At 63.5% G+C, this 24,970-nt stretch carries 14 protein-coding genes; 12 read left to right on the top strand and 2 right to left on the bottom strand.

Translation table 11 applies throughout. The annotated features are described in order from the left end of the window. The first annotated feature begins 83 nt into the window (after nucleotides 1-83). From sodB to pcaF, 4 genes are all read left to right on the top strand, one after another. Entirely contained in the window at nucleotides 84-662 is a 579-nt protein-coding gene (sodB, locus tag AC1DB0_RS03620; protein WP_006227881.1) for a superoxide dismutase [Fe], read from the top strand. Between the two features lie 283 nt (nucleotides 663-945). Further along, complete coding sequence (locus AC1DB0_RS03615) at nucleotides 946-2,652, top strand: methyl-accepting chemotaxis protein (protein WP_476756569.1); 1,707 nt, start codon at nucleotides 946-948, stop codon at nucleotides 2,650-2,652. Between the two features lie 118 nt (nucleotides 2,653-2,770). Next, complete coding sequence (locus AC1DB0_RS03610; RefSeq protein WP_054424974.1) at nucleotides 2,771-4,192, top strand: chloride channel protein; 1,422 nt, start codon at nucleotides 2,771-2,773, stop codon at nucleotides 4,190-4,192. 214 nt (nucleotides 4,193-4,406) lie between these two features. Then, complete coding sequence (gene pcaF, locus AC1DB0_RS03605) at nucleotides 4,407-5,612, top strand: 3-oxoadipyl-CoA thiolase (RefSeq protein ID WP_476756570.1); 1,206 nt, start codon at nucleotides 4,407-4,409, stop codon at nucleotides 5,610-5,612. Nucleotides 5,613-5,725: 113 nt separating this feature from the next. On the opposite strand, the gene AC1DB0_RS03600 is transcribed toward pcaF, so the two are convergent. Together AC1DB0_RS03600 and AC1DB0_RS03595 are read right to left on the bottom strand one after the other, a co-directional pair. Then, nucleotides 5,726-6,244: a DUF192 domain-containing protein gene (locus tag AC1DB0_RS03600; RefSeq protein ID WP_156336713.1), complete on the bottom strand. Its 519-nt coding sequence runs from the start codon at nucleotides 6,242-6,244 to the stop codon at nucleotides 5,726-5,728. A gap of 91 nt (nucleotides 6,245-6,335) precedes the next feature. After that, nucleotides 6,336-6,581: a cold-shock protein gene (locus AC1DB0_RS03595; protein WP_054424977.1), complete on the bottom strand. Its 246-nt coding sequence runs from the start codon at nucleotides 6,579-6,581 to the stop codon at nucleotides 6,336-6,338. 227 nt (nucleotides 6,582-6,808) lie between these two features. Between AC1DB0_RS03595 and clpS the strand changes: the two genes are divergently transcribed. From clpS to putA, 8 genes are all read left to right on the top strand, one after another. Then, nucleotides 6,809-7,123, top strand: coding sequence for an ATP-dependent Clp protease adapter ClpS (gene clpS / locus AC1DB0_RS03590; RefSeq protein WP_006220276.1), 315 nt, complete (start codon nucleotides 6,809-6,811; stop codon nucleotides 7,121-7,123). A 151-nt stretch (nucleotides 7,124-7,274) separates the two neighbouring features. Further along, nucleotides 7,275-12,500: an alpha-2-macroglobulin family protein gene (locus AC1DB0_RS03585; protein WP_476756571.1), complete on the top strand. Its 5,226-nt coding sequence runs from the start codon at nucleotides 7,275-7,277 to the stop codon at nucleotides 12,498-12,500. Next, complete coding sequence (gene pbpC / locus AC1DB0_RS03580; protein WP_054424979.1) at nucleotides 12,497-14,716, top strand: penicillin-binding protein 1C; 2,220 nt, start codon at nucleotides 12,497-12,499, stop codon at nucleotides 14,714-14,716. The genes AC1DB0_RS03585 and pbpC overlap by 4 nt, the downstream gene beginning before the upstream one ends. Nucleotides 14,717-14,753: 37 nt before the next feature. Next, on the top strand, nucleotides 14,754-17,084 hold the full coding sequence (clpA, locus tag AC1DB0_RS03575) for an ATP-dependent Clp protease ATP-binding subunit ClpA (RefSeq protein ID WP_245636393.1): 2,331 nt from the start codon (nucleotides 14,754-14,756) through the stop codon (nucleotides 17,082-17,084). Further along, the gene (locus AC1DB0_RS03570; RefSeq protein ID WP_175169371.1) at nucleotides 17,084-18,418 is read left to right on the top strand and encodes a paraquat-inducible protein A; all 1,335 of its coding nucleotides are present in this window, start codon (nucleotides 17,084-17,086) and stop codon (nucleotides 18,416-18,418) included. Before clpA ends, AC1DB0_RS03570 begins: the two co-directional genes overlap by 1 nt. 42 nt (nucleotides 18,419-18,460) lie before the next feature. Beyond that, nucleotides 18,461-20,125 carry a PqiB family protein gene (locus AC1DB0_RS03565; protein WP_054424983.1) on the top strand — a complete coding sequence of 555 codons (1,665 nt, stop codon included), beginning with the start codon at nucleotides 18,461-18,463 and terminating at the stop codon, nucleotides 20,123-20,125. A 6-nt stretch (nucleotides 20,126-20,131) separates the two neighbouring features. Continuing rightward, nucleotides 20,132-20,782: a PqiC family protein gene (locus tag AC1DB0_RS03560; RefSeq protein WP_476756572.1), complete on the top strand. Its 651-nt coding sequence runs from the start codon at nucleotides 20,132-20,134 to the stop codon at nucleotides 20,780-20,782. 155 nt (nucleotides 20,783-20,937) lie between these two features. Next, the gene (gene putA, locus AC1DB0_RS03555) at nucleotides 20,938-24,759 is read left to right on the top strand and encodes a trifunctional transcriptional regulator/proline dehydrogenase/L-glutamate gamma-semialdehyde dehydrogenase (protein WP_054424988.1); all 3,822 of its coding nucleotides are present in this window, start codon (nucleotides 20,938-20,940) and stop codon (nucleotides 24,757-24,759) included. Nucleotides 24,760-24,970 lie beyond the last annotated feature (211 nt).

Raw genomic sequence — 24,970 nt, 5'->3', positions numbered from 1 at the left:
GGCGCGGGTTTAACAAGGTATCCTCATTAGTTGCCGATACAATTGAACGGCTTGATCGTGCACTCAACAGAAGGAACCAACACATGGCACATACTCTTCCCCCCCTGCCTTACGAACTGGACGCGCTGGCTCCGCACATCTCCAAGGAAACGCTGGAGTTCCACTACGGTAAGCATCACCAGACGTACGTCACGAACCTGAACAACCTGATCCCGGGTACGGAATTCGAAACGCTGTCGCTGGAAGACATCGTGAAGAAGTCCTCGGGTGGCATTTTCAACAACGCCGCTCAAATCTGGAACCACACGTTCTACTGGAACAGCCTGGCCCCCAAGGCCGGCGGCGCACCCTCGGGCAAGCTGGCTGACGCCATCAACGCCAAGTGGGGCAGCTTCGACGCTTTCAAGGAAGCGTTCAACAAGTCGGCAGCCGGCAACTTCGGTTCGGGCTGGACCTGGCTGGTCAAGAAGGCGGATGGTTCGGTTGACATCGTCAACACCAGCAACGCTGCTACCCCGCTGACCACGGCCGACAAGCCGCTGCTCACCTGTGATGTCTGGGAACACGCGTACTACATCGACTACCGCAACGCGCGTCCCAAGTATCTGGAAAACTTCTGGGCCTTGGTGAACTGGGAGTTCGCCGCCAAGAACTTTGCCTGATCGGTAAAGCGGGGCGACGCCGCGGCCCTTGCGTCGCGGCCCCCGACCAAACCCCTTGCGAACCGCAAGGGGTTTTCTTTTTTTCGTTCAGGAAAAATTCAGCTGACAAAAACCTGTCGATTGTCGAATTCATTGCGAAGAAATGACGAAGAAACACCCTTTTCTTTAGGGTTCTCCCTAGGATTTCGTCCCGCTATTGTTGCCATCGGTCTGAGACTGAACCACGGGGCCCAGGACTGCGGCTTGCCCGCCATAAACCGGGGTATCTACAGGGAAGGGAAGCATGTTGCGGTTATTTTCGGGCTTGCGCATTGGGGCGCGCCTGTCGGGCGCGTTTTTGCTTGTGGCGCTGATCGGCGGCGCGATCGGGGCGTTCGGCGTTTGGGGGYTGTCTCGGATCAATGAATTGAATGATCGGCTGTATGACACCGAGCTGCGTGGCATATCGGATCTGAAAGAAGCCAATATCAACCTGATCTACGCGGGCCGCGCCCGCAGCGGCTATCTGGCCGCCACCACCGAGCAGGATCGTCAGGCGTTGAAGAAGCAGTTTGACGATGCGGTAAAGAACATGGTCGTGCTGCGTGAGAAGGCTGCGAAGAACTTCCATGAAGAAGACGGCAAGCGCCTGCTGGCCCAGTTCGTGGAGACCGAGCAGGTCTGGAAGCGTGAGTCTGAAGCGTTCTTCGCGGCAGCGAAATCGCAGTCGATGACGCAAACGGACCCGAAGGTGCTCGAGATCGAAAAGCGCGTCATTGCGTCGTCGCAAAAGCTTGATGACTTGATGACCGACCTGGCCGTGGGCAAGGAAAAGTCCACGGCGCAGTCCGTTGACCAAGCCACGAATCTGTACGACACCGTGCGCTTGATCATGATCGTGCTGGCCGTGATGGGCGTGGCGATTGGCATGCTGCTGGGCTGGCTGGTGACGCGCGGCATCGTGCGTCCGTTGCAGCAAGCGGTATCGGCCGCGCGCCAGGTTGCCGCAGGCGACCTCACGACTGATATCCAGGTCGCCACGCGCGACGAAACGGGCGAGCTGATGAGCGCGCTCAAGGCCATGAACGAAAGCCTGGCCCGCATCGTTGCTGATGTGCGTGACGGCTGTGAGAGCATCGCCTCGGCCTCGTCGCAGATCGCGCAAGGCAACTCCGACTTGTCGCAACGCACGGAAGAGCAGGCGTCGTCGTTGGAAGAAACCGCCGCGTCGATGGAAGAGCTGACCAGCACCGTGCAGCAGAACGCCAACAACGCTAGCGAAGCCGACCGTCTGGTCACGCAGGCCTCCAGCGTTGCCGTGCGTGGCGGTGAGGTGGTTGAAGGCGTCGTGCAGACCATGAGCGCCATTTCCGACAGCTCGCGCCGCATCGCCGATATCACCGGCGTGATCGACGGTATTGCGTTCCAGACCAACATCCTGGCGCTTAACGCTGCCGTAGAAGCCGCGCGTGCGGGAGAGCAGGGCCGTGGCTTTGCGGTGGTGGCAGGCGAAGTGCGCACCTTGGCGCAACGCTCGGCCGTGGCCGCCAAGGAAATCAAGGCCTTGATCGATGAGTCGGCCACGCGCGTTGAAGGCGGCACGCGTCAGGTCGATGAAGCCGGACGCACCATGCGTGAAGTGGTCGACAGCGTGCGTCAGGTGGCAATTCTGGTGCGCGAAATTGCCAGCGCGTCGGAAGAGCAATCGTCCGGCATCGGCCAGGTGAACCAGGCCGTGGCGCAGATGGACACCGTGACGCAGCAGAACGCGGCGCTGGTGGAAGAAGCGGCGGCGGCTGCGGCCAGCATGCAAGAGCAGGCCCGCCGACTGGCGCAGGAAGTGCGCCGCTTCAAGGTCGACGCCAGCAGCGGTTCGGCAGGCCATGCACAAGCCCGCCTGGTGCAGGCCGTGCCGGTCGTGACGAGGAAACCGGCGGCATCGGCGGCACGCCCGTCGCAAGCGCGCCCCGCGCTGGCCAACGCGTCGGACGACGACTGGTCGACCTTCTAAGCCGGTGGCAGAACGAGCGCGGCGGCGGATTCGCCGTGCTCGTTTTGTCTCGGTTTTTGAGCTGCGGGTCAGGTTGGAATGGTAAGGTTAGCCACTTTCCGCCGTCTGCCAGCAGCCCATGAGCCTGACTGATTCTTTCCGCCGGACCTCCGCCGGCGTCCGCCGCCTGATGCGCCGAAAGGTGCGCCAAATCAATCGTCTGTCACGCAAGAGCCTGCAAATGGCGCTGTTGCTGGGCGGTGCCGGTTTGGTGGCGTTGATGTCGCTGGGCTTTGCGTATCTGGCCGACAAGGCCTTGGACTGGAACCGCGAATGGGTGGGCCACAACGGTTGGCTGGCCTTGATTGTGTTGCCGTTCAGTCTGGCCGCTTTGCGCTGGCTGACGCTGCGCTTCGCGCCCAATGCCGCGGGCAGCGGCATTCCTCAAGTCATTGGCGCGCTGTCACTGCCGCCCGGCCCCAGCCAAAGCAGTCTGGTGTCCCTTCTGCAAACCCTTTGGAAAATTCCCCTGGCGTTCTTCGGCATGCTGGCCGGCGCATCAATCGGCCGCGAAGGCCCATCGGTGCAGGTGGGCGCGGCGCTGATGCTGGCCTGGGGCGACTTCTGGAAGCGGCGCGGCGTGCAACTGCGCGGCTTTCACGCCAACGAACTGATCGCCGCAGGGGCCGCAGGCGGCCTGGCCGCTGCCTTCAACGCGCCGCTTGCCGGCGTCATTTTCGCGATTGAAGAACTGGGCCGTGGCACGGTGCTGCGCTGGCAGCGGCTGGTGCTGATTGGCGTGCTGGCGGCCGGCTTTCTGGTGGTGGCCGTGCAAGGCAACAACCCGTACTTCGGCGTGTTCGGCGGCGCGCCGTTGGCGCACGGCATGGTCATGTGGATTGTCGTGTGCGGTGCGATCAATGGCGCGCTGGGCGGCATTTTTGCGCGCTTGCTGGGCAAGGGCGCAGCCGGGGCAGCGCCCGCCGCATGGCGCGCCTGGATACGCACGCATCCCATCTGGACGGCGTTCATCATGGGGCTGATTCTGGCCGTGATCGGCCTGTGTACCGCTGGCACCGTGTACGGCACGGGCTACGGCGTGGCGGCCAATCTGCTGTCGGGCCAAGACACCGCGCCGGCGGGTTTTGGCCTGGCCAAACTGGCGGCGACCGTCGCGTCTTATTGGGCAGGCATTCCGGGCGGCATCTTCACGCCCGCGCTGACCACGGGCGCGGGCATCGGCCAGCATATCTGGGAATTGGCGGGCGAGGGCGTGGACCAGCGCGTGCTGGTGCTGGTGTCGATGGCGGCGTTTCTGGCCGCAGCCACCCAGGCGCCGCTGACCGCCAGCGTGGTGGTGATGGAAATGACGGGCAGCCAGCCGATGCTGTTCTGGCTGCTGGTGTGCTCGCTGCTGGCCTCGGGCGTGTCACGCCAGTTCTGCCCGCAACCGTTCTACCATCTGGCGGCAGGGCGCTTCCGCCGGCAAGCCATTGTCGAGGCCGGCCGGGCCGCGAAGGGCGATGCGGGCGCATCGCAAGCGAAGGCGCCGGCGGGCTGATGGGGCGTGGCTCAGCCCGCTGTTCCAGCCACGCAACGACAGCCACGCCCCTTCATTACGCACCGAAGCCGTGCGTGCGCGGTGCACAATCAGGGTGAACACCTACTGGACACTGTCCGTGTGGCGGACATCCTGGTCGTGCACCAATATGGCGCGAAAAGCGCTGCGTTAAGATCGTCCGATCCCGTTTTTCTCACTTCACTCCGAGCTTCTCATGACCGTGAATGCCTTTATTTGTGATGCGATCCGCACTCCCTTCGGCCGCTACGGCGGCGCGCTGGCATCGGTGCGCCCCGACGATCTGGCCGCTGTCGCCATCAAGGCGCTGGTAGCGCGCAACCCCGGCGTGCGCTGGGAAGAACTGGATGACGCGATCATGGGTTGCGCGAACCAGGCTGGCGAAGACAACCGCAACGTCGCCCGCATGGCCACGCTGCTGGCCGGTCTGCCGATCGAAGTGCCCGGCGCCACCGTCAACCGCCTGTGCGGTTCGGGCCTGGACGCCATTGGCACCGCCGCCCGCGCCATTCGCGCCGGTGAAGCCGGCCTGATGCTGGCTGGCGGCGTCGAAAGCATGAGCCGTGCGCCGTTCGTCATGGGCAAGGCCGACAGCGCGTTTTCGCGCAACGCCGCCATCTATGACACGACGATCGGCTGGCGCTTCATCAACAAGCTGATGAAGGCGCAGTACGGCGTGGATTCCATGCCGGAAACGGCCGAAAACGTCGCCGACGATTTCAGGATCAGCCGCGAAGACCAGGACTTGTTCGCGCTGGCCAGCCAGCAGAAGACGGCTCGCGCGCAGAAAGAAGGCGTGTTCGATGCCGAGATCGTGCCGGTCTCGATCGCACAAAAGAAGGGCGACGCCATCGTCGTGTCGAAGGACGAGCACCCGCGCGAAACCAGCCTGGAATCGCTGGCCAAGCTGAAGGGCGTGGTTCGTGAAGGCGGTTCCGTCACGGCCGGCAACGCCTCGGGCGTGAACGACGGCGCCGCTGCGCTGCTGCTGGCTGACGAAAAGGCTGCCGCTCGCCACGGCCTGACCCCGCGCGCTCGCGTGGTTGGCATGGCAACCGCTGGCGTTGCGCCGCGCATCATGGGCATCGGCCCGGCGCCCGCCACGCTGAAGGTGCTGGCGCAAACCGGCCTCACGCTGGACCAGATGGACGTCATCGAACTGAACGAAGCGTTTGCCGCACAAGGCCTGGCCGTGATGCGCCAACTGGGTCTGGCCGACAACGATCCGCGTGTGAACCCCAACGGCGGCGCGATCGCCCTGGGTCACCCCCTGGGCGCCTCCGGCGCGCGTCTGGCCACCACCGCGATCAACCAACTGCACCGCACGGGCGGCCGCTACGCACTGTGCACGATGTGCATCGGCGTGGGTCAAGGCATTGCGCTGATCATCGAGCGCGTCTGATCCCTGAAGTGTTGTTTTTTCCGCCGCTTCGTCCGGGGCGGAAATGAAAAGGGAGCCCCGCGGGGCTCCCTTGCTGTATCTGGCGGGGGTGTGGCCGCCTCTGAGCGGGCCGTTCAGGGCAGGCCGTCGATTTTCCGGCCGGCCTTGATGCCATGCTGGTCGAACCAGCCTTGGGCCATTTCCAGGGCGTAGCGCACGGGCTTCTTCGCGCAATGCGGGTCTTCGGTCTGGGGCGCCATGTCATCGATGTTGACGATCGTGCCGTCGTCGGCGATAAAGGCAATCGAGAGCGGCAGCAGGGTGTTGCGCATCCAGAAGCACTGCACGTCGGGCTGCTCGAACACGAACAGCATGCCGTCGTTACCGGGCAGCTCTTTACGGAACATCAGTCCGCTTTGGCGGGTGGCGTCAGTATTGGCGACTTCTGCGCGGATAATATGGATGCCCGCCGACAATTGCGTGGTGGGCAATTGCGGTTGCGGTCCGGTTTGTGCGTGGGCGCTGGCAGACAGTGCGAATGCGGCGGCGGCCAACGCCGCTGATAACGCTTTCAACCATGCGGGTTTAACGATTGATGACGCTGTCTTAAACAACGTGCGACTGACAGGGAACAACTCGGCATTCTTCAGCATGGCCTGGCGCAGTAATTAGAAAATAACAAGGCGGGGCTCGAAAGCCCCGCCTGATAATGGTGCAACCTTACCGTTGCACTTTAAGGGTAACTCAGGCAGCCGTGATATTAAGTGCCTGTTTACCTTTGGGCCCCTGGATAATTTCGAAGGCCACTTTCTGGCCTTCTTTCAGGGTTTTAAAACCATTCATCTGGATGGACGAAAAGTGGGCGAACAAATCTTCACCGCCGTCGTCGGGCGTAATGAAGCCAAACCCCTTTGCATCGTTGAACCATTTGACGGTGCCCGTCGATTTGGGATTGTCCCCTTGGACGGCGGTTGCGGTCGGATCAGACATGCGGACTGCCTCATTGAATCGTATGTTGACAGAAGGGCATCGCGGTCTAGACCTCTGTCCCCCCCTCCGGCTTCCTGGCAGATTTTCGATGAGTTGAAAACCCCAGAATGCGCTGATAATGCGCCGCTTTTCTTCGTGTCGTCAAGTATGGAAACTACGTATTTCTGCGTGTAATTTTGCGTAAGTTGCGCGTTAGGCGTCCCCAGTTTAAATAGAATAGCCGCCCTATGAGTTCTACCTTGGATACCCAGCATGATTTGGCCGTCGAGAAGGCACCGGCACGCGCCGCGCCGCCTCCGATGTATCAAGTGCTGTTGTTGAACGACGACTACACGCCGATGGAATTCGTCGTGAAAGTCTTGCAGAAATTTTTCAATAAGAACCACGAAGAGGCCACGCGGATCATGCTGCAAGTGCATCACGAAGGGCGTGGAGTATGCGGGGTGTATCCCCGCGATCTCGCGGCTACCCGTATTGCGCAAGTGGGCCAGTATGCGCGGGCGCGTCAGCACCCGCTTCAATGCGTGATGGAACCCGTTTAATACTAAGAATGAAGACGCCGCCAGCGATGGCGGCGTTGTGCTGTCCATGAGTTGAACAGCAGTATCCGCGCACCGGGAAGCGCGCGGATCGCGTTGGTCGGCAGCTCCGCCGCTAAGGAGCGTTGTGGTTGAGTAGGCGGAGGGGTTTGCCGTGAGTGGAAAGATCAGTAAGACCTGGCTGGCGGTTGCCGGCGTTGCGGTATTAGCGGGCGCGATTGGCGCGGGTTGGTGGATGGGCAAGGATCGCCAGGCGGCGAGCCCGGCGCCGGCGCCTGTGTCGGCCCCTGCGGCCAGTACGGCGACTCCGGCCACGCCGGCCGCAGGCGAAGCCAAGCCTGTGCTGCCCGCCAGCGCGACAGTGGGCGCAGCAGATCCTTTTGCGGCATTGACGTGCCAGCCGCGCCAATACAACGATGCGTTGGCGCTATCCGTCACCTTCACGCAGCCGGTTGACGCCAAAGGCAACCTGGACAATTTCCTGCAGGTCACCGACCTGGGTGCGTCTTCGGGCAAGGACGGCGAAAGCAGCGAGTCTGCAACGTCCGACCAGCCCGCCTCGGTCAAGGCAGGCGACTCCGCGCCTAAAGGCAAGATCCTGAAGGGCAACTGGATCGTGGGCGAAAACCCGCGCATGGTGTATTTCCCGTTCATCCAGCCGCAACGCAAGTACGCGATCACGGTCCGCTCCGGTCTGGCCGGCGTGGGCGACAAGGTCGTGCTGGCGGAAACGACCAACTGCGAAGTGAACACGCAGGCCATGCCGCCTTCGTTCTACTTCGCCAGCCGCGGCGTGGTGCTGCCGGCCGGTCAGAACGGCGGTTTGCCCGTGGCGACCGTCAACGTGTCGGAAGTCGACGTGCAGTTCCTGCGCGTGGCGCCTGACCGCGTGCCCGAACTGTTCGAAACCGTGTTGGGCATTGGCCGCAACACGGCCACCGAGTCCGAGGACGACGAGGGCGGCTACAACGAAGATGATGGCTGGCGCTATTCCGACAACCGCAGCCTGAAGGGTTCGGTCAGCAACTGGGATCTGGACCGCCTGAATTCGTTGACGACCAGCGTCTACCAAGGCCGCTTCCTGACGGACGACAAGCCCAACCGCCGCCATGTGACGTTCCTGCCTGTTGAAGGCGTGAAGGAACTGCAAGAGCCCGGCATCTACATCGCGGTGATGAGCCAGCCCGGCCGTTTCCGCTACGAATACCAAGTCACGTACTTCTACGTCAGCGACATCGGTCTGCATGCGCGCCGCTACAGCGACCGCATCGAAGCCTATTCCGTGTCGCTGAAGTCCGGCCAGGCGATCTCTGGCGCCGTGTTCGAACTGGTGGACGGCAGCGGCAAGTCGCTGGCCAAGGCCGCTGCCGACGGGCAGGGCCATGTCCGCTTTGAAGGCAGCTTCACCAATGCGCGCGTCATCCGCGCCTCGCGCGATAAGGAAATGACGGTGCTGGCGCTGGCCGAGCCGGCGTTGGACCTGTCGGAATTCGACACGGGCGGCCATTCCTCGCGCCCGAACAACCTGTTTGTCTACGCCGGCCGTAATCTGTACCGCCCGGGCGAAACGTTCAACGTGTCGGTGCTGCCGCGCGATCTCGACGGCCGCATGCTGACCCCCGCGCCGCTCACCGCCACCATCAAGCGCCCCGATGGCCGTGTGGTGCAGACCACGTTGTGGCAGCCGAACAAAGATTTGGTGGGCTATGTTGAGCGCGCCATTGCTCTGCCGCTGGATGCGCAAACCGGTACCTGGCTGCTCGAGTTGCGTGTCGACCCCGCGTCGCGCGCGCCGGATGCGTCGTGGAAATTCCAGGTCGAGGAATTCCTGCCTGAGCGCATGAAGATGGCGCTGACGTCCGAGCAGGAAGTGCTGTCGCCCGACGAAGAATTGACGGTGGATGTGCAGGGCGACTACCTGTACGGCGCACCTGCTGCCGGCAACCGCCTGCTGTCGACCTTCCAGGTCAAGCGCGATCGTTTCGCGCTGGCGCAGCAATGGCCGGGCTTCATCTTTGGCGACGTGGCCGATGATTCCCGCCGCACCTTTGGCGAACTGCCCGAAGCGGCGCTGGACGACAAGGGTTACGCGCAACTGGAAGTGAATCCGAACACGGCCGGCACGCATTCGCCCATGAAGGTGCGCGTGTCCGCCAGCCTGCTGGAATCGGGCGGCCGCCCGGTCGTGCGTTCGATCGAGCGCAGCGTCTGGCCCGCCGACAAGCTGATTGCCGTGCGTCCGCAATTCGACAGCGACGTGGCCCGCGAAGGCGCGCCGGCCGGTTTCGAAGTGATCCGCGTCAACGCGCAAGGCAAGGTCGAACCGCTGGCCCAGGCCCAGATGCGTCTGTTCCGCGAAGAGCGTCAGTACTACTGGCGTTTCGACGACCAGCGCGGCTGGAACAGCGGCTATACCGAAACCGAAGAACTGCTCGATTCGCGCGAGATCGCGCTGAAAGATCGCAGCCAGCTGACCGTGCCGGTCAAGTGGGGCCGCTACCGTCTGGAAATTGCCGACCCGGAAACGGGCGAGACGATGCGTTACCGCTTCTATGCGGGCTGGAATGCGCAGGACGCTGATTCGATGGGCAACCGCCCCGACCGCGTGCAGATGAAGCTTGAAGGCGTGCCGGCCAAGCCGGGCGATACCGTCAAGGTCACGCTGACGCCGCCGCACGACGGCCAGGCGCTGGTCACCGTGGAAGGCGACCGCATGCTGTGGTCCAAGTGGGTGTCCGTGAAAGCGACGGGCACGGAAGTTGAAATTCCCATCGACAAGGACTGGAAGCGTCACGACCTGTACGTGGCCGCCGCCGTGTTCCGCCCGGGTAGCGAAGGCGACCGCGTCACGCCGGCCCGCGCGTTGGGCTTGGCTTTCCTGCCGATCGCCAGCGCCGACCGCAAGCTGGACGTCAAGCTGACCGCGTCGCCCAAGGCGGTGCCCGAAACCAAGACGACCGTGCGCGTCAAGGTGGATGGCGCCCAGGGCAAGCAGGCCACGGTGACGCTGTCTGCCGTGGACGTGGGCATCCTGAACATCAACCAGTACGCCACGCCCAATCCGCTGGATTATTTCTTCGGCAAGCACCGTTACGCGCCCGAGTTGCTGGACATGTACGGCAAGCTGATCGAAAAAATGGACGGCACCAAGGGCAAGCTGAAGTGGGGCGGTGACGCCGCCATGCGCGGCGACAGCAAGAGCCTGCCCAAGAAGGTCAAGCTTGTTGACCTGTTCTCGGGCCCGGTGACGCTGAACGCGCAAGGCGAAGCGGACATCCCGCTGGACCTGCCTGATTTCAACGGCACGCTGCGCCTGATGGCAGTGGCCTTCACCGCTGACAACTACGGCAGCACCGACACCGAAATGGTGGTGGCGGCGCCGATCGTGGCCGAACTGAACACGCCGCGCTTCATCACCCCGGGCGACCAGGCCGCGATTGCGCTGGACGTATCCAACCTGAGCGGCTCCGATCAGAAGATCACGATCAAGCTGGAAGCGCTGGACCCGCTGGCCATTCCCGATGGCGTGCGCACGTTGACGCTGAAGGACAAGCAACGCACCACCTTGCGCTTTAACGCCACCACGACGGGTTCGTACGGCCTGGGCCTGATCCGCCTGACCGTTGATGGCCAGGGCGCGGGCAAGCCCGTGCACCTGGTGCGCGAATCGGTGCTGCAAGTGCAGCCGGCCTACGCGGGTGAACGTCAGGTGCGCCGTCTGCGCCTGAATCCGGGCGAGACGAACGCGGCGCAAGCGTCGTGGGTGTCTTCGTACTATCCGGATTCGGCGCTGGTCAGCGTGACGGTGTCGAACCGCCCGCCGTTCAACGTCAACCGCCTGGTTGAAGGCCTGCTCGCGTATCCGTACGGATGCACGGAACAGACCATCAGCCGTGCCTTGCCGTGGGTGCTGATCGATGCAGACGTCGCCAAGCAATACGGCCTGAAGCCGCATTCGCAAGCTGAACGCGCGGCGCAGGTCTCGACCGCTATCGCGCGCTTGTCGGGCATGCGCAACGCCGTGGGTTCGTACAACCTCTGGAGCGGCTCGACGTCCCGCGATGTCTGGCTGACGGCCTATGCCGTGGGCTTCCTGCAAGACGCGCGCGACAAGGGCTTTGAAGTGCCCGAAGCCACGCTGGACCGTTCGCGTCAATGGCTGCTGGAGCAAGTGCAGCAGACGTCCAATGGCTTTGGCACGTGGTCGGTGAACCTGCGCCGCAACGTTGAAGCCGGCCGTATCGACGGCAGCGACGCCAACATCCTGCGCGAAGACCATCGCCGTTTCGCCGGTCTTGCGACCGCGGTGCTGGCATTGGCTCGCGACAAGAAGGCGCCGCTTGCCACGGTGCGTCAACTGTTCGACAACTACCAGGAACGGGCGCGTTCGCCGCTGCCGCTGATCCAGCTGGCCGCCGCATTCAAGCTGATGGGCGATGAAGGGCGCATGAAGTCTGCGCTGGATGCCGCCATGACGCGCGAATATGGTTTCCCGCGCCGCGACTACAACGCCTATTACGACGAATGGCTGGGCGACTACGGCAGCAGCGTGCGTGACTATTCGTTGGCATACGCGCTGGCGAACCAGTACGGCCTGAAGCATGACCGCCTGGAAAACCTGCTGACGCAACTGACGGCGCGACTGGGCAACCGCTCGTACCTGTCGACCCAAGAACGCATGTCGCTGTTGTTGGCCGCACGCGTCATGGGCGGCGACAAGAGCACGCCGTGGTCCGCGGCGCTGCTGGTCAATGGCGATCGCAAGGAGCTCGATGGCGGCAAGAGCGATCAGATGGTGTCTGTGCCGGCTGCTGATCTGGCCAATACGCAGATCATCAACACGGGTGCGCAATCGCTGTTTGTTGAATACGACATCCAGGGCAGCCCGACGGTGGCGCCCAAGCCGCGCAACGACGTGATTCAGTTGAAGCGTGGCTGGTATCGCCCGGACGGCCGTCCGTGGGATGGCGGCAGCCTGCAAACCGGCGACATGCTGGTGGTGTGGGTGCAGGCCAGCGCCAACCAGATCATTCCTGATGCCTTGATCGAGGACCGCGTGCCGGCAGGTTTCGAAGTTGAAAACCTGAACCTGTCGCAAAGCCCCGAGATGCAGGAATGGACGATTGGCGGCCGCCGCGTGGCGGAAGCGATGTCGGATTCCAACATCAAGCATCGCGAGTTCCGCGATGACCGCTACGTGGCCGCCGTGTCGTTGGGCCGTGGCAAGGTGGATGTGTTCTATCTGGTGCGCGTCGTGACGCCGGGCCGCTATGCGGTGCCGTCGACGGTGGCCGAGGATATGTACCGCCCCGAAATCCGCGGCGTGGGTGAGCAGTGGAGCACGGTCGACATCCGCGATCGCGGCGCCAAGCGTCCTTGAACGCCGCCGCTACCTCAACGCCAGGCGCCCAGCGCGCCCGGCGTTGGCGGCGGCGCGGCATCATCGCGGCCAGCGTGTTGTTTGCGCTGGCCGCGTTGTTATTCGTGCTCGACCGCTTGTATCCGCTTCCCCGTATCGACTCGGGCGGCGCGGCCGTGGTCGTCGCTGCCGACGGCACGCCGCTGCGCAACTATCCCAGCCGCGACGGCATCTGGCGTTATCCCGTCAAACCGGACCAGGTTTCCGACCGCTATCTGGAAACCCTGCTGACGTACGAAGACCGCTGGTTCTACTGGCATCCCGGCGTGAACCCGGTGGCGCTTGCGCGCGCTGGCTGGCAATGGGCCACGAACCGCCGCATCGTGTCGGGCGGGTCAACGCTCACCATGCAGGTGGCGCGCCTGATTGACCCTCAACTAGCCGGCAAGCCGTCGCGCTCGATGTCCGCCAAATTGCGGCAAGCGTGGCGCGCGGTGCAGCTGGAAATGCACTACAGCAAGGACGAAATCCTGTCGCTGTACCTGACGCATGCGCCGATGGGCGGCATTGTGGAAGGCGTGGAAATGGGCTCGCGGCTGTGGCTGGGCAAGTCGGCCCGCAACTTGAGCCCGGCCGAAGCCGCGATGCTGACCGCCTTGCCGCAGGCCCCATCCAGACTACGGCCCGACCGTCATCCCGACGCCGCTCAAGCCGCGCGCGACAAGGTGCTGGACCGCATGGCCGAGCTGGGCCGCTGGACGCCGGCGGAAGTGGCTGATGCCAAGATCGAAAACGTGATTGCGCCGCCGCTGCGTGCGCGTTGGCTCGCGCCGCTGGCCGCGCAACGGCTGTTGCAAGAGGCGGGTGGCAAGGCTGCGTCGCGCCGTCCGGGCGAACGCCCGCCGCTGGTGTCGTCCACGCTGGATGCCGACATGCAGGCGTCGGTGGAACAAATGTTGCTGGACCGCGTTGACGGCCTGCCGCCCAAGGTGTCCATGGCCGTGCTGGTCATGGATAACGATACGCTCGAGGTCAAGGCCTACGCCGGATCGGCTGATTTTTCCGACGATACCCGTTATGCGCATGTGGATATGGTGCGTGGCGTGCGCTCGCCGGGTTCTACTCTGAAGCCGTTTCTGTACGCGCAGGCGCTGGACGAGGGGCTGATTCACTCGGAAAGCCTGCTGATCGATGCGCCCATGTCGTTCGGCGGTTACGCGCCCGGTAATTTCCAGGCGGCATTTTCGGGGCCGATCAGTGTGGCGCAGGCGCTGCAGCGGTCGCTGAACGTGCCCGCCGTGGACTTGCTGGACCGTGTTGGCCCCGTCAGTTTTGCATCGATGATGCTGTCGGGCGGGGTACGGTTACGTTTGCCCGCGGGTGCAGATCCAAATTTGAGCTTGATTTTGGGCGGGGGTGGCACCACATTGGAAGAATTGGTGGGTGCTTATCGGGCCTTGGCCCGGGGCGGCATCTCTGGGCGGCCCCGCCTGCGGGCGGAGCAGCCTCGGATTGAGTCCCGTATGATGAGCCCTGGAGCCGCCTGGATCGTTCGCGATATTCTCGAAGGCGGCGGGCACCCTGACCGGCCGTTTTATCAGTCGGGCAGTCCGGCCCGGCGGCTGGCCTGGAAGACCGGAACCAGCTTCGGATTCCGCGACGCCTGGGCCATCGGGGTGACCGACAGATGGACGATTGGCGTTTGGGTCGGCAGGCCCGATGGAACGCCGAACCCCGGATTTTTTGGGGCGAATGTGGCGGCGCCGCTACTGCAGGATATTGTGGCGGCATTGCCAGAAGGCGCGCAGCAGGTGCGCAGCCGGCCCGAAACGGTGCAGGCAGCGGTCACGTGCTGGCCCTTGGGTTACAGATTGGGCAGCGTGCCCTCGGGGGAATGTCCCGAACAGCGCGCGGCCTGGCTGCTGAATGACACGGCGCCGCCGTCGTTTGCCGGTTATGCCGACGCCACGCAAGGGCCTTTGCGCTTGGGTGGCGTTGCAAATGGATCGGTGCTGCGGCCCGTGCCAGGCAGCAAGCAAGTGGCGCTGGATGTCGATGTGCAAGGCGCCGAAGGCGAAGTATGGTGGATGCTTGATGGGCGTGTGGTGAAACACGGCGCGTCGAGCCATCCGTTTAATTTAGTGCTGGCGCAAGACGGCCGGTATACGCTTACCGTCATGGACACGCAAGGCCGCCACGACAGAGTGGTTTTTGAAATCTCTGGCGTTACGCCATGATCGGCATAGAATATGAATCGTGTATTTGACCGCTTCGATGCAATACGGAGGAAGCGTGATTTCTCAAGAGCTTGAAGTCAGCCTGCATATGGCTTTCGTCGAGGCCCGTTCGGCCCGGCACGAATTTATTACGGTTGAGCATCTGCTGCTGGCATTGCTTGACAACGCTTCGGCAGTCGAGGTTCTGCGCGCATGCGCGGCGAACCTGGACGACTTGCGCCGCAACCTCCGCCAGTTCGTTTCGGAAAACACCCCGGTGATTCCAAGCGGCGCCGAGGTCGACACGCAGCCGACGTTGGGCTTCCAGCGCGTGATTCAACGCGCAATCATGCACGTTTCCGCAGGGGGTACTGGCAAGAAGCCAGTGACCGGCGCAAACGTGCTGGTGGCCATTTTCGGTGAAAAGGACTCGCATGCCGTGTACTACCTGCAACAGCAGGGCGTCACGCGCTTGGACGTCGTCAATTTCCTGTCGCATGGCATTACCAAACAGCCCCAGGTGGAGTCCGCCGCCGTGCAGAAAGAGCAGCAGACCAATGGTGAAGAACAGGGCGAATCGCGTCAGTCGCCGCTGGATCAATATGCCACCGACCTGAATGCCGCCGCACTGGCGGGCCGCATCGATCCCCTGATCGGACGCGAGCACGAAGTCGAGCGCGTCATTCAAGTGTTGTGCCGCCGCCGCAAGAACAACCCGCTGCTGGTGGGTGAAGCGGGCGTGGGCAAGACCGCCATCGCCGAAGGCCTGGCGTGGCGCATCACGCGCGGCGAAGTGCCTGAAATTCTGCAAGCGGCTCAAGTCTTTTCGTTGGACATGGGCGCGCTGCTGGCCGGGACCAAGTACCGCGGTGATTTCGAACAGCGCCTGAAGGGCGTGCTCAAGCAGATCCGCGGTAATCCCGACGCGATCCTGTTCATCGACGAAATCCATACGCTGATCGGCGCCGGTTCGGCCTCGGGCGGCACGCTGGATGCGTCCAATCTGCTGAAGCCGGCGCTGTCTTCCGGCCAGCTCAAGTGCATTGGCGCCACCACCTATACGGAATATCGCGGCGTCTTCGAAAAAGACCACGCGCTGTCGCGCCGGTTCCAGAAGATTGATGTGCCGGAACCCAGCGTCGAGCAAACCGTGCAGATCCTGCGCGGCTTGAAGAGCCGTTTCGAAGAGCATCACAGCGTGCGCTACTCTGCCGCTGCGTTGTCGGCTGCCGCCGAATTGTCGGCCCGCTTCATCAATGACCGTCATCTGCCTGACAAGGCGATTGACGTGATCGACGAAGCCGGCGCCGCACAGCGTCTGCTGCCGCGTTCGCGCCAGAAGAAGGTGATCGGCAAGGTCGACATCGAAAACATCGTGTCCAAGATTGCGCGCATTCCGCCGCAGTCGGTGTCCAACGATGACCGCAGCAAACTGGCCACGCTCGACCGCGACCTGAAAACTGTGGTCTTCGGCCAGGACGGCGCCATCGATGCCTTGTCTGCCGCCATCAAGATGGCGCGCTCAGGCCTGGGCAAGCCGGAAAAGCCGATTGGCGCGTTCCTGCTGTCGGGCCCCACGGGCGTGGGCAAGACCGAAGTGGCTCGCCAACTGGCGTTCACGCTGGGCGTCGAGCTGCTGCGCTTCGACATGTCGGAATACATGGAACGTCATGCCGTGTCGCGCTTGATCGGCGCGCCGCCGGGATACGTTGGTTTCGACCAGGGCGGTTTGCTGACCGAAGCCATCACCAAGCAGCCGCACTGCGTGCTGCTGCTGGACGAAATCGAAAAAGCGCACCCGGATGTGTTCAACATCCTGCTGCAGGTCATGGACCACGGCACGCTCACCGATAACAACGGCCGCAAGGCAGACTTCCGCAACGTCATCCTCATCATGACGACGAACGCGGGCGCCGAAACCTTGAACCGTCCGTCGATCGGGTTTGCCAATTCGCGGATGCTGGGCGACGAAATGGCGGAAATCCGCCGCATGTTCACGCCTGAGTTCCGCAACCGCCTTGATGCAATCATTCCGTTCGCCGCGTTGGACCGCGAGGTCATCCTGCGCGTGGTGGACAAGTTCCTCATGCAACTCGAAGACCAGTTGCACGAGCGCCGCGTGGAAGCCGTGTTCACCACGAAACTGCGCGAACACCTTGCCAAGGAGGGGTTCGACCCGCTCATGGGCGCGCGTCCCATGCAACGTCTTATCCAAGACACCATCCGCCGCGCGCTGGCCGACGAGCTGCTGTTTGGCAAGCTGGTTGACGGCGGTTCGGTCACGGTGGACCTGGACGATTCGGGCAAGGTGACGTTGGACTTCGACGACAACGGGAAACCGCCGTCATCGGATGCGCCGGATAAGCAGGAAGTCGAACTGATCGATTAATGACCGCGGACCACCAGCCGCTGATCGAGTGCGAACATTGCGCAAGCGTTTATCGCCGACATCAGCTTGAACCTGGAGAGACCGCCAATTGCGCCCGCTGCGGAGCCATACTCTGGCGCTACAGCGGGCTTACTTTGTCCAATTGGCTGGCCCTCGCCCTCACTGCCCTGATTGTGTTCGGGGTGGCTAACGCCTACCCGGTCGCTTCCATGTCTGTACAGGGCATGGTGCAACAGGCGTCCTTGCTGGACGCCATTTCCATTACGTGGCGCCAAGGCCATTGGGTCGTCGCCGTGATGACGGGCCTGGCTGGCTTTGCGTTGCCGCTGCTGCAGCTGACCGTGTTGTTGTGGGTGCTGGGCCCCTTGTCCCAAGGCCGCGAGCCGGTCGGGTTCCGGGGCGCCATGCGCCTGCTGGGCATTCTGCGTCCGTGGTGCATGATTCCGGTGTTTTTGCTGGGCGTGCTGGTGGCGGTGGTGAAGCTGGCCGGCATGGCGGCGGTGTCGCCCGGCATTGGCCTGGGCGCGTTCGGCGCACTGACCATTTTCCTGACGATGCTGGGGCGCCTGTCGCCGCATGTGTTGTGGCGCTATGCCGAAACTGCCGGCGTGGCCCCCGTGCACATCCCCGAGACCGGGCCGGATACGGTGCTGGCCGGCTGCCACGTCTGTGGTCAGGTGCAGGCGCTGCCGCGTGAGGCCGACCCCGAAGAAGAACACCACTGCGTGCGCTGCGAAGCCGTCGTCCACTACCGCAAGCCGGATCACCTGGCGCGCACGTGGGCGTTGCTGCTGGCGGCAGTCGTTTTCTACATTCCGGCTAACGTCCTGCCTGTGATGAAGGTCAGTTCCGTGTTGGGCGACAGCGCCCATACCATTCTGGGCGGCGTGGTTGAGCTCTGGCAGATGGGGTCGTGGGACATCGCGCTGATTGTCTTCATTGCCAGCGTGGCCGTGCCATTGACCAAGCTGCTGGCGCTGATCCTGCTGCTGTTGACCGAACAGTGGCGTAGCACGACCAACTTGCGTCCGCGTACCCGCTTGTATCAAATGGTGGAGTTCATTGGCCAGTGGTCGATGCTGGATGTTTTTGTCGTTATATTGCTGGCGGCCCTGGCAGATTTTCAGGGACTGATGGAGATCAGCGCCGGCGCAGGTGCGGCGGCGTTTGGCGTGGTAGTGATTTTGACGATGTTGGCGGCCATGAGCTTCGACTTGCGCCGTAGTTGGGACCTGGAAGGCGAAAGTGAAATCGATGCGCCCGAGGTCGAGGGCGCCAGCCTCTCGCGCCCAGCGGATCGCGCGGCGCCCCTTGCAGGCAAGGAAGTGGGTTAGCAACAACGATGGTTTCCCGCTCAAGAATAAAAAGGAAAGTAGATGTCCGATCAAAAGCCCGAAGCCGGTGAAGAGAAGTTCAAGTCGCCAGCGATCTCGCGCAAGCAGAAGAGCCGGATCTCGTGGATCTGGCTGGTGCCCATCGTGGCCGCGCTGATGGGCTTGTCGCTGGTGGTGCGGACCTGGATGCAGGCCGGCCCGGATATCTCGATCTCGTTCAATACGGCTGAAGGGCTGGAAGTCGGCAAGACCCAGCTGCGCTACAAAGACGTGAACATCGGTACGGTGAAGTCCATTGGCTTCAATGGCGACCGCAGCAAGGTCGTCGTGCAGGCCGAGCTGGCCAAGGACGTGTCGGACCTGGCGCGCGAAGGCACGAATTTCTGGGTCGTGCGGCCGCGTCTGGACGTCAGTGGCGTGTCGGGCCTGGGCACCTTGTTGTCGGGCGCCTACATCGGCGTGGACGCCAGCGAAGGCAAGAATGGTTCCGCCAAAGCCACCAAATTCAGTTTTGAAGGCCTGGAGATTCCGCCTGCGGTCACGCATGACCGCGCAGGCAAGCGCTTCAAGCTGAAGGCATCCGACCTGGGGTCGCTGGACATCGGCTCGCCTGTCTATTTCCGCCGCATCAATGTGGGCCGCGTCATCGGCTATGAGCTCGACAAGACCGGCACCGCCGTCAACGTTGAAGTGTTCGTGGATGCGCCCAACGACAAGTTCGTGACCAACGGCACGCGTTTCTGGAACGCCAGCGGCGTGGACTTCAGCGTCAATGCAGACGGGTTGAAGGTGCGTACGCAATCCCTCGTGTCGATGGCGATTGGCGGCGTGGCCTTTGAATCCGTGCAGAGCGCGCGCGACGGCAGTGCGCCCGCGCCTGCGGACGCCAACTTCGACTTGTATTCGACCGAAGCGGCCGCCAAGGCCAACCCCGACGGCGAAGCCTTCCCGATCCGCATGCGCTTTGACCAGTCGATCCGTGGCCTGACGGTGGGTGCGTCGATTGACTTCAGCGGCATTACGTTGGGCAACGTTACGCAGATCACCCTGGACTTTGACCCGGCCACCAAGCGCTTCTACTCGATCGTGGACGCGACCTTGTATCCGGAGCGCCTGGGCCGCGTTTATGACGAAGTGCGCGAACGGGCGACCAAGGATGGCGATGTTGCGGGTACCCGTTTGCTGGGCGTGATGATCAAGCATGGCCTGCGCGCGCAGTTGCGCACGTCCAACCTGCTGACCGGCCAGTTGTATGTGGTGCTGGACAACTTCCCGAACGCCAAGCCGGTGGATTTCCAGCCGTCTGACCCCGCCGTGATCCCGACCATCCCGGGCAACCTGGATCAGTTGCAGCAGCAGGTCAGCAACATCGTCGCCAAGATCGAGAAGATTCCGTTCGACAAGATTGGCGAAGACTTGCGCACCACGCTGGCCAGCACGTCCAAGCTGATGAACCGCCTGGACAAGCAGGTGGCGCCGGAAGCGCAAAGCATGCTGAAGCAGGCCAAGGAATCGATGGCGAACATCAACGCAATGCTGGCGTCCGACGCATCCTTGCCGGTCAACACCGAAAAAGCGATGCAGGAACTCGGCCGCGCGGCTCGTTCGTTGCGCGCCTTGGCTGATTTCCTGCAATCCAACCCCGAAGCCTTGTTGCGCGGCCGTGGCAACGACCCGATTCCCGGTTCAGGCCCTGTCAGGAACTAAAGAACCATGACTCTTACCCACATGCGTCCCGTCCTGTCTTTGCTTGCCTTGTCCGCCGCGTTGGCGGGCTGCGGGTCATCGCCACCCGTGAATTACTACACCTTGCAGGGGCCGGCGGCCCAAACGCCGGCGTCGTCCGCCACTGCGCCCGCCAGCTATCTGATCGAGGTTCAGGGCGTCACCCTGTCTACCCAGGCCGACCAGCCGCAGTTGATGGTGCGCACGGGTGATGGCAGCGTGTCGGCGCTGTATTCCGAGCGCTGGAGCTCGCCGCTGGGCGATGAGCTGCGCGGCGCCTTGTCCGATGCGCTCAAGCGCGAATTGGGGGCGCTGGATGTGCAGGCGGTCAAACCTGGCCCGGGGGCGCCTGTGTGGCGGGTGCAGACGGACGTGCAACGCTTTGATCTCGTGTCCGGGAAAATGGCGCAGCTGGACGCCACCTGGCGCGTGAGGCCCGTCAATGCCAAAGGCATGGGTCTGTTGTGCCGCAGCGTCGTCACGGAAAACGTGACGGAAGCCGGCGTGCCAGCGTTGATCGCCGCGCAGCAGCGGGCGGTCGTCAGCTTGGCGGGGGTGATGGCATCTGCGATCCGAGGTCAAACCCCGGCGGGATCGGCTTCGGTGCAGATGTTGGGCTGCTCCGCGCTCAAGGATTAAGAAACCTGCACGATCTCAATTGGTTAACCAAGGTCTAACCTAGGGTTAACCTTAATACAAACTCGGTTGCAACCTGTCTAGCATACGGTCCTACCCATACTGGGATTCATTCGAATCCAGTATTACCTTTGCCATGCGACAGGAAGCAATCTCTTATGGCCAGCACGACCCTCGGCGTCAAAGTCGATGACGCACTACGCGACCGCCTGAAAGCCGCCGCGAACAAACTCAATTGCACGCCGCATTGGCTGCACAAGCAGGCCATCTTGTCTTATCTGGACAAGATCGAGCGCGGCCATCTGCCCGCCGAAATGTCGCATCTGGGCATGGATACCGGCGCGGACGAAGAGGGCGGCGACGCCCATGCCGCCCCGACGCCGCCGTTCTACGAGTTTGGCCAGGACGTGCAGCCGCAGTCGGTGCTGCGCGCGGCGATCACCGCCGCCTACCGCCGCCCCGAACCTGAATGTGTTCCGCTCTTGCTGGGCCAGGCCCGCATGCCCAACCTGGAAAAGGTCCATGCGATGGCGACGGACCTCGTCAAGAAGCTGCGCGGCAAGCGCAGCGGCGGTGGGGTGGAAGGGCTGATCCAGGAATTTTCCTTGTCGAGCCAGGAAGGCGTGGCGCTGATGTGCCTGGCCGAAGCGCTGCTGCGTATTCCTGACCGCGCCACGCGCGATGCGCTGATCCGCGACAAGGTCGCCCGTGGCGACTGGAAGTCGCACATGGGCGGTTCGCAATCGCTGTTCGTCAACGCCGCCACCTGGGGCCTGATGATCACCGGCAAGCTCGTGGCCGTGAGCAGCGAACAGTCGCTGTCCAAGGCGCTGACGCGCTTGATCGGCAAGGGCGGTGAGCCGCTCGTGCGCAAGGGCGTGAACATGGCCATGCGCATGATGGGCGAACAGTTCGTCTCGGGCCAGACCATCTCTGAAGCGCTGGCGAACAACCGCAAGATGGAAGCGCGCGGTTTCCGCTATTCGTACGACATGCTGGGCGAAGCCGCCACCACGGCCGAAGACGCCGACCGCTATTACGCGTCGTACGAGCAGGCCATTCACGCCATCGGCAAGGCCGCGGCCGGCCGTGGCATCTACGAAGGCCCGGGCATTTCGATCAAGCTGTCGGCGCTGCACCCGCGCTATTCGCGCAGCCAGCGCGAACGCGTCATCGCCGAACTGCTGCCGCGCGTGAAGGCGCTGACGGCATTGGCCCGCAGCTACGACATCGGCCTGAACATCGACGCCGAAGAAGCCGACCGTCTTGAAATCTCGCTCGACCTGCTGGAAGCGCTGTGCTTCGCGCCCGAGCTCGACGGCTGGAACGGTATTGGTTTTGTCATCCAGGCGTATCAGAAGCGTGCGCCGTTCGTGATCGATTACGTGATCGACCTGGCTCGCCGCAGCCGCCACCGCGTGATGGTGCGTCTGGTGAAGGGCGCCTATTGGGACAGCGAGATCAAGCGCGCCCAAGTGGATGGCCTGGAAGGCTACCCCGTCTATACCCGCAAGCTGTACACCGATGTGGCCTACCTGGCGTGCGCCCGCAAGCTGCTGGGTGCGCCCGAAGCCGTGTACCCGCAGTTCGCCACGCACAATGCGTACACGCTGGCGGCCATCTATCAATTGGCGGGGCAGAACTACTACCCGGGCCAATACGAATTCCAGTGTCTGCACGGCATGGGCGAACCGCTGTACGACGAAGTGGTCGGCCCGCTGGCCCAAGGCAAGCTGAACCGCCCGTGCCGCATCTACGCACCGGTCGGCACGCATGAAACGCTGCTGGCGTACCTGGTGCGCCGCCTGCTGGAAAACGGCGCCAACACCTCGTTCGTGAACCTGATCGGCGACGACAGCATTCCTGTCGAAACGCTGGTGGCCGATCCGGTGGAAGCGGCCTCGCGCATCGTGCCGCTGGGTGCGCCGCACGAAAAAATTGCACTGCCGCGTGAGCTTTACGGCAACGTGCAGCAGGGCGCTCGCGCCAACTCGGCCGGGCTGGACCTGACCAACGAACACCGCTTGGGCTCGTTGTCCGCTGCGCTGCTGGCCAGCGCCGGCACGCCGTGGCGCGCCGGCCCCATGCTGGGCGAAGGCGAACAGGCCTGGGACCCGGCGCGTGCCGTTGAAGTGCGCAACCCCGCCAACCTGCGCGACGTGGTGGGCCACGTGGTGGAAGCGCAATCCGAAGAAGCGGACGCTGCATTGCGTGCTGCCGCCAACACGGCGCCCATCTGGCAATCGACCCCGGTGGCCGAGCGCGCGCAATGCCTGCGCCGCGCCGCGCAATTGCTGGAAGAGCAGATGCAGACCCTGTTGGGCCTGATCGTGCGCGAAGCCGGCAAATCGCTGCCCAACGCCATCGCCGAAGTGCGAGAAGCCGTGGACTTCCTGCGCTATTACGCCGATCAGGCCGAGCAGGAATTCAGCAACGACACGCACCGCCCGCTGGGCACCGTGCTGTGCATCAGCCCGTGGAACTTCCCGCTGGCCATCTTTACCGGTCAGGTCGCGGCTGCGCTGGCCGCCGGCAATACCGTCGTGGCCAAGCCCGCTGAACAAACCCCGCTGATCGCCGCGCAAGCCGTGGCCATCCTGCGCGCGGCCGGCGTGCCGGACGGCGCCGTGCAACTGCTGCCGGGCCGTGGCGAGACCGTGGGCGCGCAACTGGTGGCCAGCCCCGCCGTGCGCGGCGTGATGTTCACCGGTTCGACCGACGTAGCCCGCATCATCGCGCGCACGCTGGCCGACCGCCTGGATGACGACGGCCACACCATTCCGCTGATCGCTGAAACCGGCGGTCAGAACGCGATGGTGGTGGACTCGTCCGCCTTGTCTGAACAGGTTGTGTTCGACGTGCTGAGCTCGGCCTTTGATTCGGCTGGCCAACGCTGCTCGGCGCTGCGCGTGTTGTGCGTGCAGGAAGACAACGCCGACCACGTGCTGACCATGCTGCGCGGCGCAATGCGCGAACTCAGCGTGGGCAACCCCGACCGCCTGTCGGTCGACGTTGGCCCCGTGATCGACACCGACGCCCGCAATGGCATCCAACGGCACATCGAAACGATGCGCACGGCGGGCCATCGCGTGGATCAAGTGGAACTCAATGGCGAATGCCGCCACGGTACTTTCGTGCCGCCGACCATCATTGAAATCGACCACATCAGCGAACTGACGCGTGAAGTGTTCGGCCCGGTGCTGCACGTGGTGCGCTACAAGCGCGACGAGCTCGACGCCTTGCTGGACGCCATCAACGGCACGGGCTACGGCCTGACCTTTGGCGTGCACACCCGCATCGACGAAACCATTGCGCACGTGACGGGGCAGGTCCATGCCGGCAACGTCTACGTCAACCGCAATATCGTGGGCGCCGTGGTGGGCGTGCAGCCGTTTGGCGGCGAGTGCCTGTCCGGCACCGGCCCCAAGGCCGGTGGCCCGCTGTACATGTACCGATTGCTGGGTACGCGCCCGGCCGGCTTGCCGCCGGCGCTGGACGCTGCTGCGCCGCTGCCGCAACGCATTGCGTTGCCGGGCCCCACGGGTGAAACCAACACGTACATGGTTGAGCCGCGTGGCGCGGTGTACTGCGTGGCCGCCACCGAGGCCGGTGCGCGTGCGCAGTGGTCTGTGGCGCGTCTGACGGGCAACCACGCCTGGTTCGCGGACACGCCTGCGGCGCAAGCGCTGCTGGCCAAGCTGGACGCCGAGCAGCAAGGGCAGGCGGGCATTCTGGCTGATGACGAAGTCGATCAGGCCGATTACCAGGCCGTGTTGTTCGAAGGCGATGGCGACGCGCTGCAAGCGCTGAACCAGCGCATCGCGCAGCGTCCCGGCGCCATCCTGTCGGTGCATGGCTTGACGTCTGACGCCCTGGCGGCGGGTGCCGGATATGTGCCGGAACGCCTGCTGACCGAACGCTCCATCAGCGTCAACACGGCCGCCGCAGGGGGCAACGCCAGCCTCATGACCATCGGTTGATGTGACCATCTGGGAACCCTCTGGAGACTGAGGGTTATCTCCAATATCGGGCAAGGTTGCACTGGAACGAAAATCCGGTCGCACCTTAAGTCTGGATGTCGCAACCCGGCATCCAGACTTTGCAGAAAATGCATACGCGGGACCCGGCCACCGCTGGGCCCGCGGTAGTAGAAAAAACCAAAAGCCTGGCTAAAAGCTCAGGTATAACAAG

It is taken from the genome of Achromobacter sp. 10T422, assembly GCF_056394065.1.
Note: the sequence above shows the minus strand (reverse complement) of the source record. Positions and strands in the feature narration are given on the sequence as shown.

Coding starts and splice junctions, on each gene's coding strand:
- sodB (WP_006227881.1), top strand. CDS start 84: ATGGCACATACTCTTCCCCCCCTGCCTTACGAACTGGACGCGCTGGCT.
- AC1DB0_RS03610 (WP_054424974.1), top strand. CDS start 2,771: ATGAGCCTGACTGATTCTTTCCGCCGGACCTCCGCCGGCGTCCGCCGC.
- pcaF (WP_476756570.1), top strand. CDS start 4,407: ATGACCGTGAATGCCTTTATTTGTGATGCGATCCGCACTCCCTTCGGC.
- AC1DB0_RS03600 (WP_156336713.1), bottom strand. CDS start 6,244: ATGCTGAAGAATGCCGAGTTGTTCCCTGTCAGTCGCACGTTGTTTAAG.
- AC1DB0_RS03595 (WP_054424977.1), bottom strand. CDS start 6,581: ATGTCTGATCCGACCGCAACCGCCGTCCAAGGGGACAATCCCAAATCG.
- clpS (WP_006220276.1), top strand. CDS start 6,809: ATGAGTTCTACCTTGGATACCCAGCATGATTTGGCCGTCGAGAAGGCA.
- clpA (WP_245636393.1), top strand. CDS start 14,754: ATGCAATACGGAGGAAGCGTGATTTCTCAAGAGCTTGAAGTCAGCCTG.
- AC1DB0_RS03570 (WP_175169371.1), top strand. CDS start 17,084: ATGACCGCGGACCACCAGCCGCTGATCGAGTGCGAACATTGCGCAAGC.
- AC1DB0_RS03565 (WP_054424983.1), top strand. CDS start 18,461: ATGTCCGATCAAAAGCCCGAAGCCGGTGAAGAGAAGTTCAAGTCGCCA.
- AC1DB0_RS03560 (WP_476756572.1), top strand. CDS start 20,132: ATGACTCTTACCCACATGCGTCCCGTCCTGTCTTTGCTTGCCTTGTCC.
- putA (WP_054424988.1), top strand. CDS start 20,938: ATGGCCAGCACGACCCTCGGCGTCAAAGTCGATGACGCACTACGCGAC.